At 70.9% G+C, this 13531-nt stretch carries 14 protein-coding genes; 9 read left to right on the forward strand and 5 right to left on the reverse strand.

Features of this window, described 5'->3' with window-relative positions; translation table 11 throughout:
- Positions 1–275 precede the first annotated feature (275 nt).
- Positions 276–1214, reverse strand: a complete 939-nt coding sequence (locus M4J07_RS41780; protein WP_255981338.1) for a DMT family transporter — start codon at positions 1212–1214, stop codon at positions 276–278.
- A gap of 74 nt (positions 1215–1288) precedes the next feature.
- Between M4J07_RS41780 and M4J07_RS41785 the strand changes: the two genes are divergently transcribed.
- Positions 1289–2206 (forward strand): LysR family transcriptional regulator, encoded by a 918-nt coding sequence (locus M4J07_RS41785; protein ID WP_255981340.1) that lies wholly within the window; start codon positions 1289–1291, stop codon positions 2204–2206.
- Positions 2207–2230: 24 nt separating this feature from the next.
- Here the strand turns inward: M4J07_RS41785 and M4J07_RS41790 are convergent, their stop codons facing one another.
- A complete protein-coding gene (locus M4J07_RS41790) occupies positions 2231–2698 on the reverse strand; it encodes a pyridoxamine 5'-phosphate oxidase family protein (RefSeq protein WP_255981342.1) in 468 nt (155 codons plus the stop codon).
- 138 nt (positions 2699–2836) lie between these two features.
- Between M4J07_RS41790 and M4J07_RS41795 the strand changes: the two genes are divergently transcribed.
- Positions 2837–3478, forward strand: a complete 642-nt coding sequence (locus tag M4J07_RS41795; protein ID WP_255981344.1) for an isochorismatase family protein — start codon at positions 2837–2839, stop codon at positions 3476–3478.
- Here M4J07_RS41795 and M4J07_RS41800 read toward each other — a convergent pair.
- The 3 genes from M4J07_RS41800 to M4J07_RS41810 form a co-directional block, all read right to left on the reverse strand.
- Entirely contained in the window at positions 3465–3926 is a 462-nt protein-coding gene (locus M4J07_RS41800; protein WP_255981346.1) for a Rieske (2Fe-2S) protein, read from the reverse strand. The two genes, M4J07_RS41795 and M4J07_RS41800, sit on opposite strands and share 14 nt — an antisense overlap.
- 199 nt (positions 3927–4125) lie before the next feature.
- Positions 4126–4977 carry a PRD domain-containing protein gene (locus M4J07_RS41805; RefSeq protein WP_255981348.1) on the reverse strand — a complete coding sequence of 284 codons (852 nt, stop codon included), beginning with the start codon at positions 4975–4977 and terminating at the stop codon, positions 4126–4128.
- 150 nt (positions 4978–5127) lie between these two features.
- A complete protein-coding gene (locus M4J07_RS41810; RefSeq protein WP_255981350.1) occupies positions 5128–7167 on the reverse strand; it encodes a glucose PTS transporter subunit IIA in 2040 nt (679 codons plus the stop codon).
- Positions 7168–7560: 393 nt separating this feature from the next.
- Here M4J07_RS41810 and M4J07_RS41815 point away from each other — a divergent pair, with 393 nt between their 5' ends.
- The 7 genes from M4J07_RS41815 to M4J07_RS41845 all read left to right on the forward strand — a co-directional run.
- On the forward strand, positions 7561–8376 hold the full coding sequence (locus M4J07_RS41815; protein ID WP_255981352.1) for a HipA family kinase: 816 nt from the start codon (positions 7561–7563) through the stop codon (positions 8374–8376).
- The gene (locus M4J07_RS41820) at positions 8373–8756 is read left to right on the forward strand and encodes a DUF3037 domain-containing protein (RefSeq protein ID WP_255981355.1); all 384 of its coding nucleotides are present in this window, start codon (positions 8373–8375) and stop codon (positions 8754–8756) included. The genes M4J07_RS41815 and M4J07_RS41820 overlap by 4 nt, the downstream gene beginning before the upstream one ends.
- Before the next feature lie 157 nt (positions 8757–8913).
- The gene (fabG, locus tag M4J07_RS41825; protein WP_255981357.1) at positions 8914–9675 is read left to right on the forward strand and encodes a 3-oxoacyl-ACP reductase FabG; all 762 of its coding nucleotides are present in this window, start codon (positions 8914–8916) and stop codon (positions 9673–9675) included.
- 17 nt (positions 9676–9692) lie between these two features.
- A complete protein-coding gene (locus M4J07_RS41830) occupies positions 9693–10448 on the forward strand; it encodes an SDR family oxidoreductase (RefSeq protein WP_255981359.1) in 756 nt (251 codons plus the stop codon).
- 232 nt (positions 10449–10680) lie between these two features.
- Positions 10681–12183: an ABC transporter substrate-binding protein gene (locus M4J07_RS41835; RefSeq protein WP_374215179.1), complete on the forward strand. Its 1503-nt coding sequence runs from the start codon at positions 10681–10683 to the stop codon at positions 12181–12183.
- Positions 12184–12299: 116 nt separating this feature from the next.
- The gene (gene ung, locus M4J07_RS41840; RefSeq protein ID WP_255981361.1) at positions 12300–12983 is read left to right on the forward strand and encodes a uracil-DNA glycosylase; all 684 of its coding nucleotides are present in this window, start codon (positions 12300–12302) and stop codon (positions 12981–12983) included.
- An 88-nt stretch (positions 12984–13071) separates the two neighbouring features.
- Positions 13072–13531 (forward strand): hypothetical protein (locus M4J07_RS41845; RefSeq protein WP_305128877.1); only part of this gene is annotated, 460 nt, incomplete at its 3' end.

The following is a 13531-nucleotide window of genomic DNA, read 5'->3' on the forward strand; positions in this document are numbered from 1 at the left end:
TGCGCCGGTGCGGAATTACGCCTGAGCGGGGTTGGATTTCGGGGGCGCGGGTCGAGTGGGGCTGGGCGTGCAGTTCCCCGCGCCCCTGAAGGCTTGCGGCTGCGCCGCGCCTTCGCCTTGTGGGTCAGTGCGGGTTCGTGGGGGTTCTCGCGCAGTTCCCCGCGCCCCTGAGGGCTTGCGGCTGCGCCGCGCCCTCTCCTTAAGGGTCTCGCGCAGTTCCTCGCATGTCTGAAGGCTGCGGCTGCGCCGCGCCTTCTCCTTGAGGGCCGCTGGAGTCAGGGCTTCTGGGGGCGGGGCTGGGTCAGGGCCGCTCCTGTGAGGACTATGGCCGCGCCCACCGGGGTCGACCAGGTCAGGGACTCGTTCAGGAGGGCTACGCCCGCGGCCGTGGCGATGACCGGGATGAAGTACGTGACCATCTGCGCGGTGGTGGGGCCGACCTCGGCGACCAGGCCGTACTGGATCAGTACCGCGAGGCCGGTGCCCAGGGCGCCCAGGGCGACGATCGCGAGCAGCGGGACGGTCGCGAAGTGGCGTGGCCAGGATGTGAACAGGGGGGTTACCAGGGCCAGTTGGACCGTGGCGAGCAGGAGTTGGGCGCCCGTCATGGCGAGGTGCGAGTGGCCGCTGTCCGCCAGTGTGCGGCGGACGTAGATCCAGCCGACCGGGTAGCTGAACGAGGCGAGCAGCGCCAGCGCCGTGCCCGTCACGTCCAGGCCGTGGAAGCCCTGCCACACGCCCAGCACCGTCAGGACCCCGAGGAAACCGATGCCCAGGCCCGCCACCCGGCGCCGGGTCGGCCGGTCCTCCGAGAGCGCGACGAGGGAGAGGGCCATGCCCCACAGCGGCGACGTCGCGTTGCAGATCCCCGCCAGCGTCGACGGGACCGTCTGCTCGGCGAACGCGAACAGGGAGAACGGGAGGGCGTTCAGGAGGAACGCCGCCACCGCGAGGTGACCCCAGGTGCGGGCGCCGCGCGGCAGCCGCACCCGCTTCACGGCCATCGCCGCCGCGAGCACCGCCGTACCGAACACCAGGCGCCCGAGGGTCACCTGGAACGGCGCGAACCCGTCGGTGCCCACCTTGATGAGCAGGAAGCTGAAACCCCAGATGAGGGAGAGGACGCCGAAGCGCAGGCGCCAGTCGAGGGCCCGGCGGGGGAGGGGCGGGTGCGCGCCGGACGGGGCCCGACGGGAGGCGGTGACGGTGGTCATGAGGACAAGCGTGGCCCTCCGGTCCTCGTAGCACAAGCGAGATTTATTGCGCCACATCCCTTAGCATCGCTTACATGTTGAACTTGGAGCGGCTGCGCGTGCTCGACGCACTGGCCCGGTACGGATCGGTGAGCGGCGCCGCCGACGCGCTGCACGTCACCACCTCCGCCGTCTCGCAGCAGATGGCGAAGCTGGAGCGCGAGGTCGCCCAGCAGCTGCTCGCCAAGCACGGGCGCGGCGTGCGCCTCACCGACGCCGGGCGGCTGCTGGCCGAGCACGCGGCCCGCATCCTGTCCCAGGTCGAGCTCGCCCAGTCCGACCTGGAGGCGCAGCGCGGGCAGGTGGTGGGTGAGCTGCGGATCTCCGCGTTCCCGACCGCCGCGCGGGGCCTGTTCCCCGCGGCCCTGTCGGGGCTGCGCGACGAGCATCCTCAACTGAGGGTGCGTTCGCAGGAGTTGGAGCCCGAGGCCGGGGTTGCCGGGGTGCTCCGCGGCGACCTCGACATGGCCGTGGTGCTCGACTGGTACAACAAGCCGATGCCGATGCCCGACGGCCTGGTCAAGGCGAGCATCATGGATGATCCCGCGGACATCGCCATGCCGCTGCGCCACCCGCTGGCGAACCGCTCCGAGGTCGGTCTGGAGGACTTCGCCGACGACGAGTGGATCACCTGGGGCGAGGGCGAGTTCTGTCACGAGTGGCTGCTGTTCACGCTCCGCGCCAAGGGCATCGAGCCGCAGATCGGCCACCGCGCCGCCGAGACCCACACCCAACTCGGCCTCGTCGCGGCCGGGTTGGGAGTCTGTGTCGCCCCGCTGCTCGGCCGCCACCCGATGCCGGAGGGCGTGGTGACCGTGCCCGTCCGGCAGAAGGTACGGCGTCATGTGTACGTGGTGTGGCGGGCGGACGCCGACCGGCGGCCCTCGATCCGCGCGGCCGTAAGGGCGTTGCAGAAGGTGGGCGCCGATCTCGGTCGGCTGTCGGACGGGTAGGCCCCGCTCCCCCCTGTGTGTGCGCTACAGATCCGCCAGTTTGCGGAAGTCCCACGACGTGATCTTCTCCGGCGTCAGGCGCGCCCACGCGTGCCGGCCGTCGTAGATCATCTCGGGCAGCCCGAAGTTCTTCTGCGCGAACAGCCGCTCGGGGACGTCGAGTTCGGGGCACGGCTCGCCGGTGCGCGGGGACTCGCCGAGGAACTCGATCCGGCCGGAGAGCTCCACGCCGCGCAGCTCCCCGTATTCCTCGCCCGCGTCGACCACCACGGCGACCCGGCCGTCGGCCCGCAGGTCCGCCCAGCGGCGGCTGCGCGCGAGGGAGTACAGCCACAGGGACGTGCCGTCCCACAGGAACCAGAGCGGGCTGACGTGCGGGGTGCCGTCGGCCCCCACCGTGGCCACGCGGCAGGTGCGCTGCCCGGACAGGAACCCGTCGCGCTCCTCGGGCGTCATCATGATCTTCCGGCCCCGGCGCTGGGTGACGGTCATACGCTCTCCTCTTCCTCCCCGGACTCCCCGAAAGGAACCTGACGGTGTGTCAGGTCAGCAGCATGCTGCCTCTTCCTTCCCCGCGCAATGGTGGCTAGTCTCCAGCACCCCGCACCACCAGGACGCACAGGGGGATCCATGCCGTCACCGGAACAGCTGGCCGACCTGCTCGACCCGGCGTACACCGTGCTGCTCACCGTGGAGTGCCAGGAAGGCGTCGTCGGCACCGACAGCGCGCTGCCCGAACTGGCCGACGAGGCGCGCTCGTCCGGTGCGCTCGTGCACGTCGCTCAGCTCGTCGCCGCCGCCCACGAGAGCGGGGTCCAGGTCATGCACGCCGTCGCGGAGCGGCGCCCCGACGGCCGCGGCGCCAACCGCAACGGCCGCCTCTTCCGCGCCGCCGAACGCCTCCCCGTGCAGCAGCTGTCGGGCACGAAGGCCGTCCGGATCGCCGCACCCGTCGAGGTCGCGGACGAGGACTTCGTCGTGCGGCGGCTGCACGGGCTCTCGCCGATCGCGGGCACCGACGTCGACCCGCTGCTGCGCAACCTGGGCTGCCGCACCCTCGTCGTCACCGGGGTCTCCGCCAACGTGGCGATACCGAACGCCGTCTTCGACGCGGTGAACCTCGGCTACCAGGTCGTCGTGCCCCGGGACGCCATCGCGGGGGTGCCCTCCGACTACACCCCCGCGATGATCCGCAACACGCTCGCCCTGGTCGCCACCGTGACGGCCACCCAGGACGTGCTCGCCGCGTGGAAGCGGCCTAGGCGAGGCTGATCGCGTCGCCGCTCGTGGTGATCTTCTTCTCGCCGAGCGGCTGCGTCGCCGGACCGTGCTTCACGCTGCCGTCCTCGATGGAGAACCGGCTGCCGTGGCACGGGCAGTTGATGGTGCCGCCCTCGACCTTGGTCACCGGGCACTGCTTGTGCGTGCAGATGTTGGTGAACGCCTTGAACTCGCCCTTCCTCGGCTGCGTCACCACGACCCCCGCGTCGGCGAAGATCGTGCCGCCGCCCTCCGGGATGTCCGAGGTCTTGGCGAGCTCCTTGCCGCCGCCGTCGCCGCTGCCGGCCGACGCGGCGTTCCCCGCGGGCTCGGACGAGCCGTCGTCCGAGCTGCCGCAGGCGCTCAGCGCCGCGGCGAGACCGGCCGCCCCCACCGCGGCGACCACGGTGCGGCGGGACGGGGCGGGGCTCAGGGGGGCGGACTCCTGCGATGCGGTCATGAGGTGGGGATCCCTTCGTCGTGCGTCGGATCGATCGGGGCCGTGCCGGATTCCGTGGGGGTTGCTCAGGGGTACGTACGGTGATCCCGCGGCGTTCAAGGCCTTCTCGATCTCATCACCCGGGCCCGCGCCCACCGGCGTCACGGCGACCCGTCACGGCGCCGATGTCACCCCATCGAGGGAACCCGGCCGCCCCGCCTCATGCGACCGCTCCGTCGCCTTCCGTGGTCATGCGGGCCACGTGGAGCGCCAGGTACGAGACCTCGTCCTCGCTCAGCTGCTGGCCGAGCCGCAGCTCGACGATCGTCGCCAGCCGCTGCGCGGTGCCGGTCGCCTCCGGGTAGTGCAGGCGGATGCCCTTGCCGATCGTGGACTCGTGGCCCTTCAGCTGCCGGTGCTGCTGGATGCGCACGAAGAGGTAGCGCACGTGGGTGATGAACCGCGCGGCCGTCATGGACTCCTGCGAGACGTCGAGCCCGTACTGCTCGCCGACGACGGCCAGCATCTGCTGGATGACCCCGGTCATCGTGTACGTGAAGGACAGGTCGCCGGAGGCGAACCCCGCGTTCACCAGGTGCAGGGCCAGAGCGGTCGCCTCGGAGGGCTCCAGCTTCGGGTCCACGTGCTCGTTCACGGCCACCAGCAGGCGCTGCGCCTGGGCGTACTCGGTCGGGTACAGGGCCTGGACCTCGGCGCGCAGCGGGTACTCGACGGCGATGCCCTGCTTCGCCCTCTCCAGCGCGTTGGCGACGTGGTCGGCGACGGCGATCGCGAGGGTGGGGCGCGTGGACTCCCGGCCCTCGATCCCGGCCTCGCCGAGCGCGATCACGACCGCCCGCAGGACCTCTTCGCCGACGAAGGTCAGGGCCTGCGCCAGGTGGTCGGGGTCACGACCGTCCTCCGGGACGAAGACGCGCACGATCAGCGCGGGATCGATGGTCTGGCCCTGCCGGGTGTTGAAGCCGATGCCACGCCCGGTGAGGATGACCTCCTGGCCCTTCCCGTCACGCGCGAGGACCACGTTGTTGTTGAGCACGCGCAGTGCTTCCACCGGTCCTCCTTTCCGTCCGCGGTCCGACTTCTGTCCGACTTCTGTTCGATGATCCCTTATCGCCCGCCGTGCGCGCCAACCCCGCCAGGACAGACGCGGCAGGCGCGCACCCCCGGGGAGGGGGTGCGCGCCCGGGCGACGGCGGACCTGCTACCGCGTGACGGTCAGCACGGCGTCACCCGCGGCCACGTCCCGCCCGGCGGCGAGCGGCTCGACCGAGGCGAGCTCCGCGGTGTTGGGGACGGTCATGAGGGTGACGGTCGGGTGCTTCGCCGCGCGCACGGCGGCGAGGTCGACCTCGGCCAGCAGGTCACCGGCGACGACCTTCTGCCCGGACTCGACGCGCACGTCGAAGCCCTCGCCCTTCATCTGCACGGTGTCGATGCCGACGTGCACGAGCACCTCGACGCCGTCCGCGGTGCGGATGCCGAAGGCGTGACCGGTGTCGACGACGGTGACCAGCTCGCCGTCGACCGGGGCGACGATCCGGCCGTCGGCGGGCTCGATGCCCAGGCCCTCGCCCAGCGCACGGGAGGCGAAGACCGGGTCACCGGCCTCGTCGAGGCTGACGACACGGCCCGCGACCGGCGCCGTGAGTTCCAGGCCGGCGGTGGCTGCGGCCGGGGCGGCAGCGCCGGCTCCCGTGGCTCCCGCGGCGACGGGCCCGCGCTCCTCGGCCTCGGCGGCGTCGCGCTCGGCGTTCACCTGGGCGCGGTCCTCCGCGGTGCGGAAGTCGGAGAAGTACACGAGCGCCATCGAGGTGAAGAAGGCCGCCGTGATCGCGATGACGTAGGTGACCGCCGGGGAGAAGACCGGGATCGTCAGCAGCGAGGTGAAGGCGAAGGCCTCCGTGTCCACGCCGCCCAGCAGGCCGACGATCACGCCGCCCACGAGGCAGCCCACGAGCATGCGCGGGTAGATCCGCTTGAAGCGCAGGTGGATGCCGTACAGCGACGGCTCGGAGATGCCGCCGAACAGGCCCGCGGCCAGCGCGCCGGTGGCGGTCTGCCGCATCTCCTTCTCGCGGTGGCGCAGCGACAGCAGCAGCACGCCGGCGGTGGCGCCGAAGCAGGCGAAGTTCCAGGCGCCCATCGGACCCTGGATGAAGTCGGAGCCGAGGGTGTTGATGTTCTGCAGCATGAGCGCGTTCAGCGGCCAGTGCAGGCCCAGCGGCACCAGGAACGGGTAGAGCAGCGGGATGACGATCGCGAAGACGATCGGGGCGTTGTTGTTCAGCCAGGACAGACCCTCGCCGAGGCCGTTGCCGGCCCAGATGCCCAGCGGGCCGATGAGGAAGGCGGTCACCGGGATCATGACCAGCATGCTGAAGAACGGCACGAAGACCATGTGCACGTTCTCCGGGAAGACGCGCTGCAGGCCCTTGTAGACCAGGGCGAGCACGGCGACCATCAGCAGCGGGACGAACACCTGGCCGCCGTAGTCGTTCAGCTGCATCGGCAGCCCGAAGACGTGCGCCACGCACTCCTGCGTGCCCAGCGTCGCGTTCGTGGAGCAGGTGACGCCGGGGATCCCGGAGTCCTTGTTGAGCATTCCCGTGAAGTTCGGGGTCATGACCGCGGCCATCACGGCGGCGCCGACCCACGGGTCGATCTTCAGCTTCTTGGCCGCGTTGTAGGCGACGAAGATCGGCAGGAAGTACAGCACCGAACGCCACATGGCGTCGACGAACACCCAGGTCGCGGACTTGTCCGCGGCCCGGAAGTCGGTCACGCCGAGGGCGTCGAGGACCGAGGCGATCGCGATGATCAGCGAGGAGCCGAGCAGCACGCCCATGAGCGGGCGGAACGAGTCCGAGAGGTACTCGAAGAAGTTGTCGAGCCAGGCGAACCGTCCGCGGCTCTTGGCACGCACCTCGGCCTTGACCTCGGCGTCGGACTTCGCCCGGGGCGTGCCGCCCTTGGCCATCGACGGCAGGTTCATGATCTTGGAGTAGACACCCGAGACGGCGCCGCCGATCACGATCTGGAAGCGGTCGCCGGACTGCGGCACGGTGCCCATGACGCCGTCCAGGGCGTCGAGGGCGGCCTGGTCGACCTTGGCCCCGTCGTGGAGCTGGAAGCGCAGCCGCGTCGCACAGTGCGTGAGGCTCTCGATGTTCCCGGGTCCGCCGACACCGCGGAGGATCTCCTCCGCCAGTGCGTCGGTACCCGTTGCGGGTGTGCTGCTCATGATGCTTCCTCGCATCCTCAGGTTCTTGCCGTCGTGCAGGGTTCGTGACCGCTCCCGACCGGTTCAGGGCAACAAAAAAGGCCCGGGCAGCGCCAACGGCGCTTCCCAGGCCTTGCCTCGCCTCACGCGGACGACGACGTCCTGTGGGGAGTAACAACCCTGTGATGGGGATCGATCGGGCGTCACTGTAGCACCGTGCGGGGGTCCTGTGGACGACTGTGCGCCACGGCACTGCGTCATCGAGGTGCGGCGGGGTGGACCACCCGCGACGGCTCGTCCCGCGGCCGCGGGCAACTCCCTTCCGCGCCCGTGCCGTTGACCGCGCACGCTGCCGGTCCTCGCGCCGGTGCGCACCTTCGATCGACAGGCCGGGCAGCCGTATAGCCTGGGACGATGCTTGATGAAGTCGCGGCGACCCGCTACGTCACCCCCCTGCGCGAAGGGGGATCCCTGCCCGGACTCGTCGAGGCCGACGACCGGCGTACGTACGTCATGAAGTTCACCGGCGCGGGACAGGGGCGCAAGACGCTCGTGGCCGAGGTGATCTGCGGGCAGCTGGCACGCGCACTCGGCTTCCGGGTGCCCGACCTCGTCGCCATCGGCCTCGACCCGGTGATCGGCCTCGGCGAGCCCGACCCCGAGGTGCAGGAGCTGCTCAAGGCGAGCGGCGGCACCAACCTCGGGATGCGGTTCCTGCCGCGCGCCCTCGGCTTCGACCCGCTCGCATACACCGTCGACCCGCTGGAGGCCGGCCGCGTCGTCTGGTTTGACGCGCTGATCAACAACGTCGACCGGTCCTGGCGCAACCCCAACATGCTGGTGTGGCGGGGCGACCTGTGGCTCATCGACCACGGCGCCAGCATGATCTGGCACCACAACTGGCGGGGCGCCCCGGCCTGGGCCGACAAGCCGTACGACGCGACCGACCACGCCCTCGCGCCCTTCGGGCCGGACGTCGCGGCGGCCGCCGCCGAGCTCGCCCCGCGCGTCACCGGGGAGCTGCTCGCCCGCGCCGCCGCCGACGTGCCCGACGTGTGGCTGGCGGGCGAGCCCGGTTTCGCGGACCCGGACGCGGTGCGGCGGGCCTATGTGGAGACGCTCCTGGAGCGCGCCGCGACCGTTCACGAGCGGATCGGCCTGCCCGCCGGTGCCGCGGACCGGACCCGGCGCGCGCCGGGCTGGGTGACCACGCAGGGAGCTGCCCGATGAGCGAACGCGACGTCTTCGAGTACGCCCTGCTGCGGGTCGTGCCGAGCATCGAGCGCGGCGAGCAGATCAACGCCGGCGTGGTGGTCTACTGCCGCGCCAAGTCGTTCGTCACCGCCCTCACCCACCTCGACGAGGCGAAACTGCTCGCGCTCGACCCCGAGGCCGACGTGACCGGGGTGCGCGCCCTGCTCACCGCCGTCGAGCGGCACTGCCGGGGCGGCGACAGCGCGGGCCAGGCGGCCGGGGACGACGCGGGGCGGCGCTACCGCTGGCTGATCGCGCCCCGCTCGACCGTCGTGCAGCCGGGGCCCGTGCACACCGGTCTGACGGCTGATCCGGCGGCCGAGGCGGAGCGTCTGCTCGCCCTTCTCGTGCGCTGAACGCCCAGGTCCGGCACGGTAAGTGAGCAGAGGCACCCGGTGGGTACGTTGACACCGGGTGCCAGGGCTTCTAGCGTCACTCGCACAAGGTACTAAGCGGTCGCTCACCCGCACCGGAGCGGAGCGGCCGCCCTCTAGGGCGAGGAGACCGAAGAGCATGTCCACCACTGAGCAGCGCGTAGCCATCGTGACCGGGGCCGCGCGCGGCATCGGCGCCGCCACCGCGATCCGGCTGGCCAAAGAGGGCCGCGCCGTCGCCGTGATCGACCTCGACGAGGCCGCCTGCAAGGACACCGTCGAGAAGATCACCGCCGCCGGTGGCAAGGCCCTTGCCGTCGGCTGCGACGTCTCCGACGAGGCGCAGGTCGCGGCCGCCGTCGCGCGCATCGCCGAGGAGCTCGGCGCCCCCACGATCCTCGTGAACAACGCGGGCGTGCTGCGCGACAACCTCCTGTTCAAGATGAGCGCCTCCGACTGGGACACCGTCATGAACGTGCACCTGCGCGGCGCGTTCCTGATGACCAAGGCCGTCCAGAAGCACATGGTGGACGCCAAGTTCGGCAGGGTCGTGAACCTCTCCTCGTCGTCCGCCCTCGGCAACCGCGGCCAGGTCAACTACTCCGCCGCCAAGGCCGGCCTGCAGGGCTTCACCAAGACCCTCGCGATCGAGCTCGGCAAGTTCGGCGTCACCGCCAACGCCGTCGCCCCCGGCTTCATCGTCACCGACATGACCGCGGCCACCGCCGAGCGCGTCGGCATGGGCTTCGAGGAGTTCCAGGCCGCCGCCGCCACGCAGATCCCGGTGCAGCGCGTCGGCCGCCCCGACGACATCGCCAACGCCATCGCCTTCTTCACCGGCGACGCGGCCGGCTTCGTCTCCGGCCAGGTCATGTACGTGGCCGGCGGACCGCTCAACTAGGGCCGGGGGAGACCGACATGACCGCAGAACTCTCGGGCAAGGTCGCCCTCATCACCGGCGCCAGCCGCGGCATCGGCTACGGCATCGCCGAGGCCCTCCTCGCGCGCGGCGACCGCGTCTGCATCACAGGACGCGGCGAGGACGCGCTCAAGGAGGCCGTCGAGACCCTCGGCTCCGACCGCGTGATCTACGTGGCCGGCAAGGCGCACGACGAGGCGCACCAGGCCGCCGCCGTCGAGCGCACCATGGAAGCGTTCGGCCGCGTCGACTTCCTCATCAACAACGCCGGTACGAACCCGGTGTTCGGCCCGATGGCCGAGCTCGACCTGAACGTGGCGCGCAAGGTCTTCGAGACCAACGTCGTCTCCGCGCTCGGCTTCGCGCAGCAGACCTGGAAGGCGTGGCAGAAGGACAACGGCGGCGCGATCGTGAACATCGCGTCCGTCGCCGGCGTCTCCGCCTCGCCGTTCATCGGCGCGTACGGCATGAGCAAGGCCGCCATGGTCAACCTCACCTTCCAGCTGGCGCACGAGTTCGCGCCGACGGTGCGGGTCAACTCGATCGCCCCGGCGGTCGTGAAGACCAAGTTCGCGCAGGCCCTGTACGAGGGCCGGGAGGCCGAGGCGGCGGCCGCCTACCCGATGGCCCGGCTCGGCGTGCCCGAGGACATCGGCGGCGCCGCCGCGTTCCTCACCTCGGAGCAGTCCGACTGGATCACCGGGCAGACGCTCGTCGTCGACGGCGGCATGTCCCTCAACGCGGGCGTCGCCTGACGCAGGTGAGAATCCGGGCGTCGGATGACAACGTCTGACATACGCCCTCGCGCATCAAGTGCCCCGTCGGTGCAGGCAGTTGCACCGGCGGGGCACTGCGATATGGTCTGCCGACCCATGGCATGGCCGATCGAGGAGCGTGCGCGTGTTCATACGGTTGCTTGCCCCCCGTACGCGGATCCGTACGGCGGCGGCGACTGCGTCCATTGCTGTGCTCGCCGGGTGCGGGCTGGTGAACACGGGCGATTCCGAGGACGAGAAACCGATCGTCGTGGGCACCACCAGTGCGCCCAGCACCCTCGATCCGGCGGCCTCCTGGGACGGCTCCTGGGAGCTGTTCCGCAACGTGTACCAGACGCTCGTCGCCTTCCCGTCGGGCGCCGCCGAACCGGAGGCCGACGCGGCCGAGTGCTCGTTCGAGGACAGCGCCAACCGCGTCTACCACTGCGAACTGCGCGAGGACATGAAGTTCTCCGACGGGCACCCGCTCGACGCCGCCGCGGTGAAGCACTCCGTCGACCGGATCCGCACGATCGGAGTCAAGGGCGGACCCGTGGGACTGCTCGGCAGCCTCGACAAGGTCACGACCTCCGGCGACCGTGACGTAACGTTCCATCTGAAGAAGCCGGACGCCACCTTCCCGTTCGTGCTCGCCACCCCCGCCCTGTCGATCGTCGACCCCGACGAGTACCCGGCCAAGGCGCTGCGCCAGGACGGCGCGGTCACCGGCTCGGGCCCGTACGAGCTGACGTCCTACACGGACGGCGAGCGGGCCGAACTGGTCAGGAACCCGAACTACAAGGGTTTCGCCGACCGCAAGAACAGTGCCGTCACCATCCGCTACTTCGGCAAGTCGGCGGAGATGGTCCAGGCCCTGAAGGCCAAGAAGATCGACGCGACGTTCCGCGGACTCGCCGCCGAGGACGTCGTGGACCTCCAGACCAAGAACGCCACCGACGGCCTCCAGCTCGTCGAGGGCGCGGGCACTGAGATCAGCTACCTCGTCTTCAACCCGAAGGACCCGTGGGCGGGCAAGCGCGCGGTGCGCCGGGCGGTCGCCCAGGTCGTGGACCGCGGCGCCATCGCGCACGAGATCTACAAGGACACCGTCGAGCCGCTGTTCTCGATGGTCCCGCGGGGCCTCGCGGGACACACCACCGACTTCTTCGACGACTTCGGCGATCCGAGTCCCGCCAAGGCCGCCGAGATCCTCTCCAAGGCCGGCATCACCGCGCCCGTCCCGCTCACCCTCTGGTACACCACCGACCGGTACGGCTCCGCGACGGCCCCCGAATTCGCCGCCCTCAAGCAGCAGTTGGAGGACTCCAAGCTGTTCGAGGTCACCCTCAAGAGCCGGCCGTGGAAGACGTACGAGGCCGGCTACCGCAAGGGTGAGTACCCGGTCTTCGGACGCGGCTGGTTCCCCGACTTCCCCGACGCCGACAACTTCATCGCGCCCTTCGTGGGCCGGGAGAACGCGGTGAGCACCCCGTACGTCTCGCCGGAGATCACCGACCAGCTGCTGCCGCAGTCGCGCCGGGAGAGCGACCGGGGAGCCGTGGTCCGGCAGTTCGAGCGGGCCCAGCAGATCATGGTGGACGACGCGCGGTTGCTGCCGCTGTGGCAGGGCAAGCAGTACATCGCCGCCAGCGAGGAGATCTCCGGCGGGGAGCGGGCCCTCGACCCGTCGACGATCATGATGATGTGGGAGCTGCACCGCAAGACCAGTTGGTGAGGGTGCCGGACACGATTGTCAGTGGGCGCCGGTAGGTTTCTGGGTGTCGAAGCGCTCGCGCTCCCCGGACGGGGAGGCGCGGGCGTGCAAGTGCCCGTACCCCGGAGGTTGTTGACGTGACCGACACCGCGATGCTGCCCGAGTCCTGGCGCGGCGTCCTCGGCGAGGAGCTGCAGAAGCCCTACTTCAAGGAGCTCACGGAGTTCGTCGAGGAGGAGCGCGCCAAGGGTCCCGTCTACCCGCCGCGCGAGGAGGTCTTCGCCGCGCTCGACGCGACGCCGTTCGACCAGGTCAAGGTCCTCGTCCTCGGCCAGGACCCGTACCACGGCGAGGGCCAGGGCCACGGCCTGTGCTTCTCCGTGCGGCCCGGCGTGAAGACGCCGCCCTCCCTGCGGAACATCTACAAGGAGATGCAGGCCGAGCTCGGCACCCCGATCCCGGACAATGGCTATCTGATGCCGTGGGCCGAGCAGGGAGTGCTGCTGCTGAACGCGGTGCTCACCGTCCGCGCGGGCGAGGCGAACTCGCACAAGGGCAAGGGCTGGGAGAAGTTCACGGACGCCGTCATCCGCTCCGTGGCCGAGCGCCCCGACCCCGCGGTCTTCGTCCTGTGGGGCAACTACGCACAGAAGAAGCTGCCCCTCATCGACACCGAGCGGCACATCGTCGTCAAGGGCGCCCACCCCTCGCCGCTGTCCGCGAAGAAGTTCTTCGGCTCGCAGCCCTTCACGCAGATCAACGAGGCGGTGGCGGCCCAGGGGCACGAGCCGATCGACTGGACCGTGCCGAACCTGGGCTGAGCGCCGTGCCGCGCGCCGTGCCGCGCCGTGCCGTGTCTGACGGGGTTTGCCGACGGTGGCCGTTAGCGTCGGAAGTCGTGATCGGCATATGAGCCGGTTTCCGACCTTGGAGGAGCCAGTGGCACAGCAGCGCGAGCAGGCGGCGGACGACGCCATGATGACCCGCATCGGGCAGGTGGCAATGCTGGCCCACGCCGGTGACCGCGAGGAGGCGCGCGACCGCTTCCTCGGCCTGTGGTCGGAGATCGGCGAGGACGGCGACCCGCTGCACCGCTGCACGCTGGCGCACTACATGGCCGACACGCAGGACGATCCGTCCGACGAGCTGGCCTGGGACCTGCGGGCGCTGTCCGCCGCCGACGGGCTGACGGGGGAGCGGCTCGCCGGGCAGGAGCGGTCGCTCGCGCTGCGGGCCCTGTACCCGTCACTGCATCTGAACCTGGCGGCGGACTACGTGAAGCTGGACCGCCCCGACGCCGCCCGCAGCCATCTGGCCCGGGCCTGGGCCGTGGTCGACGCGCTGGGGGACGACGGGCACGGGGACGGCG

The organism is Streptomyces longispororuber (assembly GCF_024448165.1).
Taxonomy (GTDB): domain Bacteria; phylum Actinomycetota; class Actinomycetes; order Streptomycetales; family Streptomycetaceae; genus Streptomyces; species Streptomyces longispororuber_A.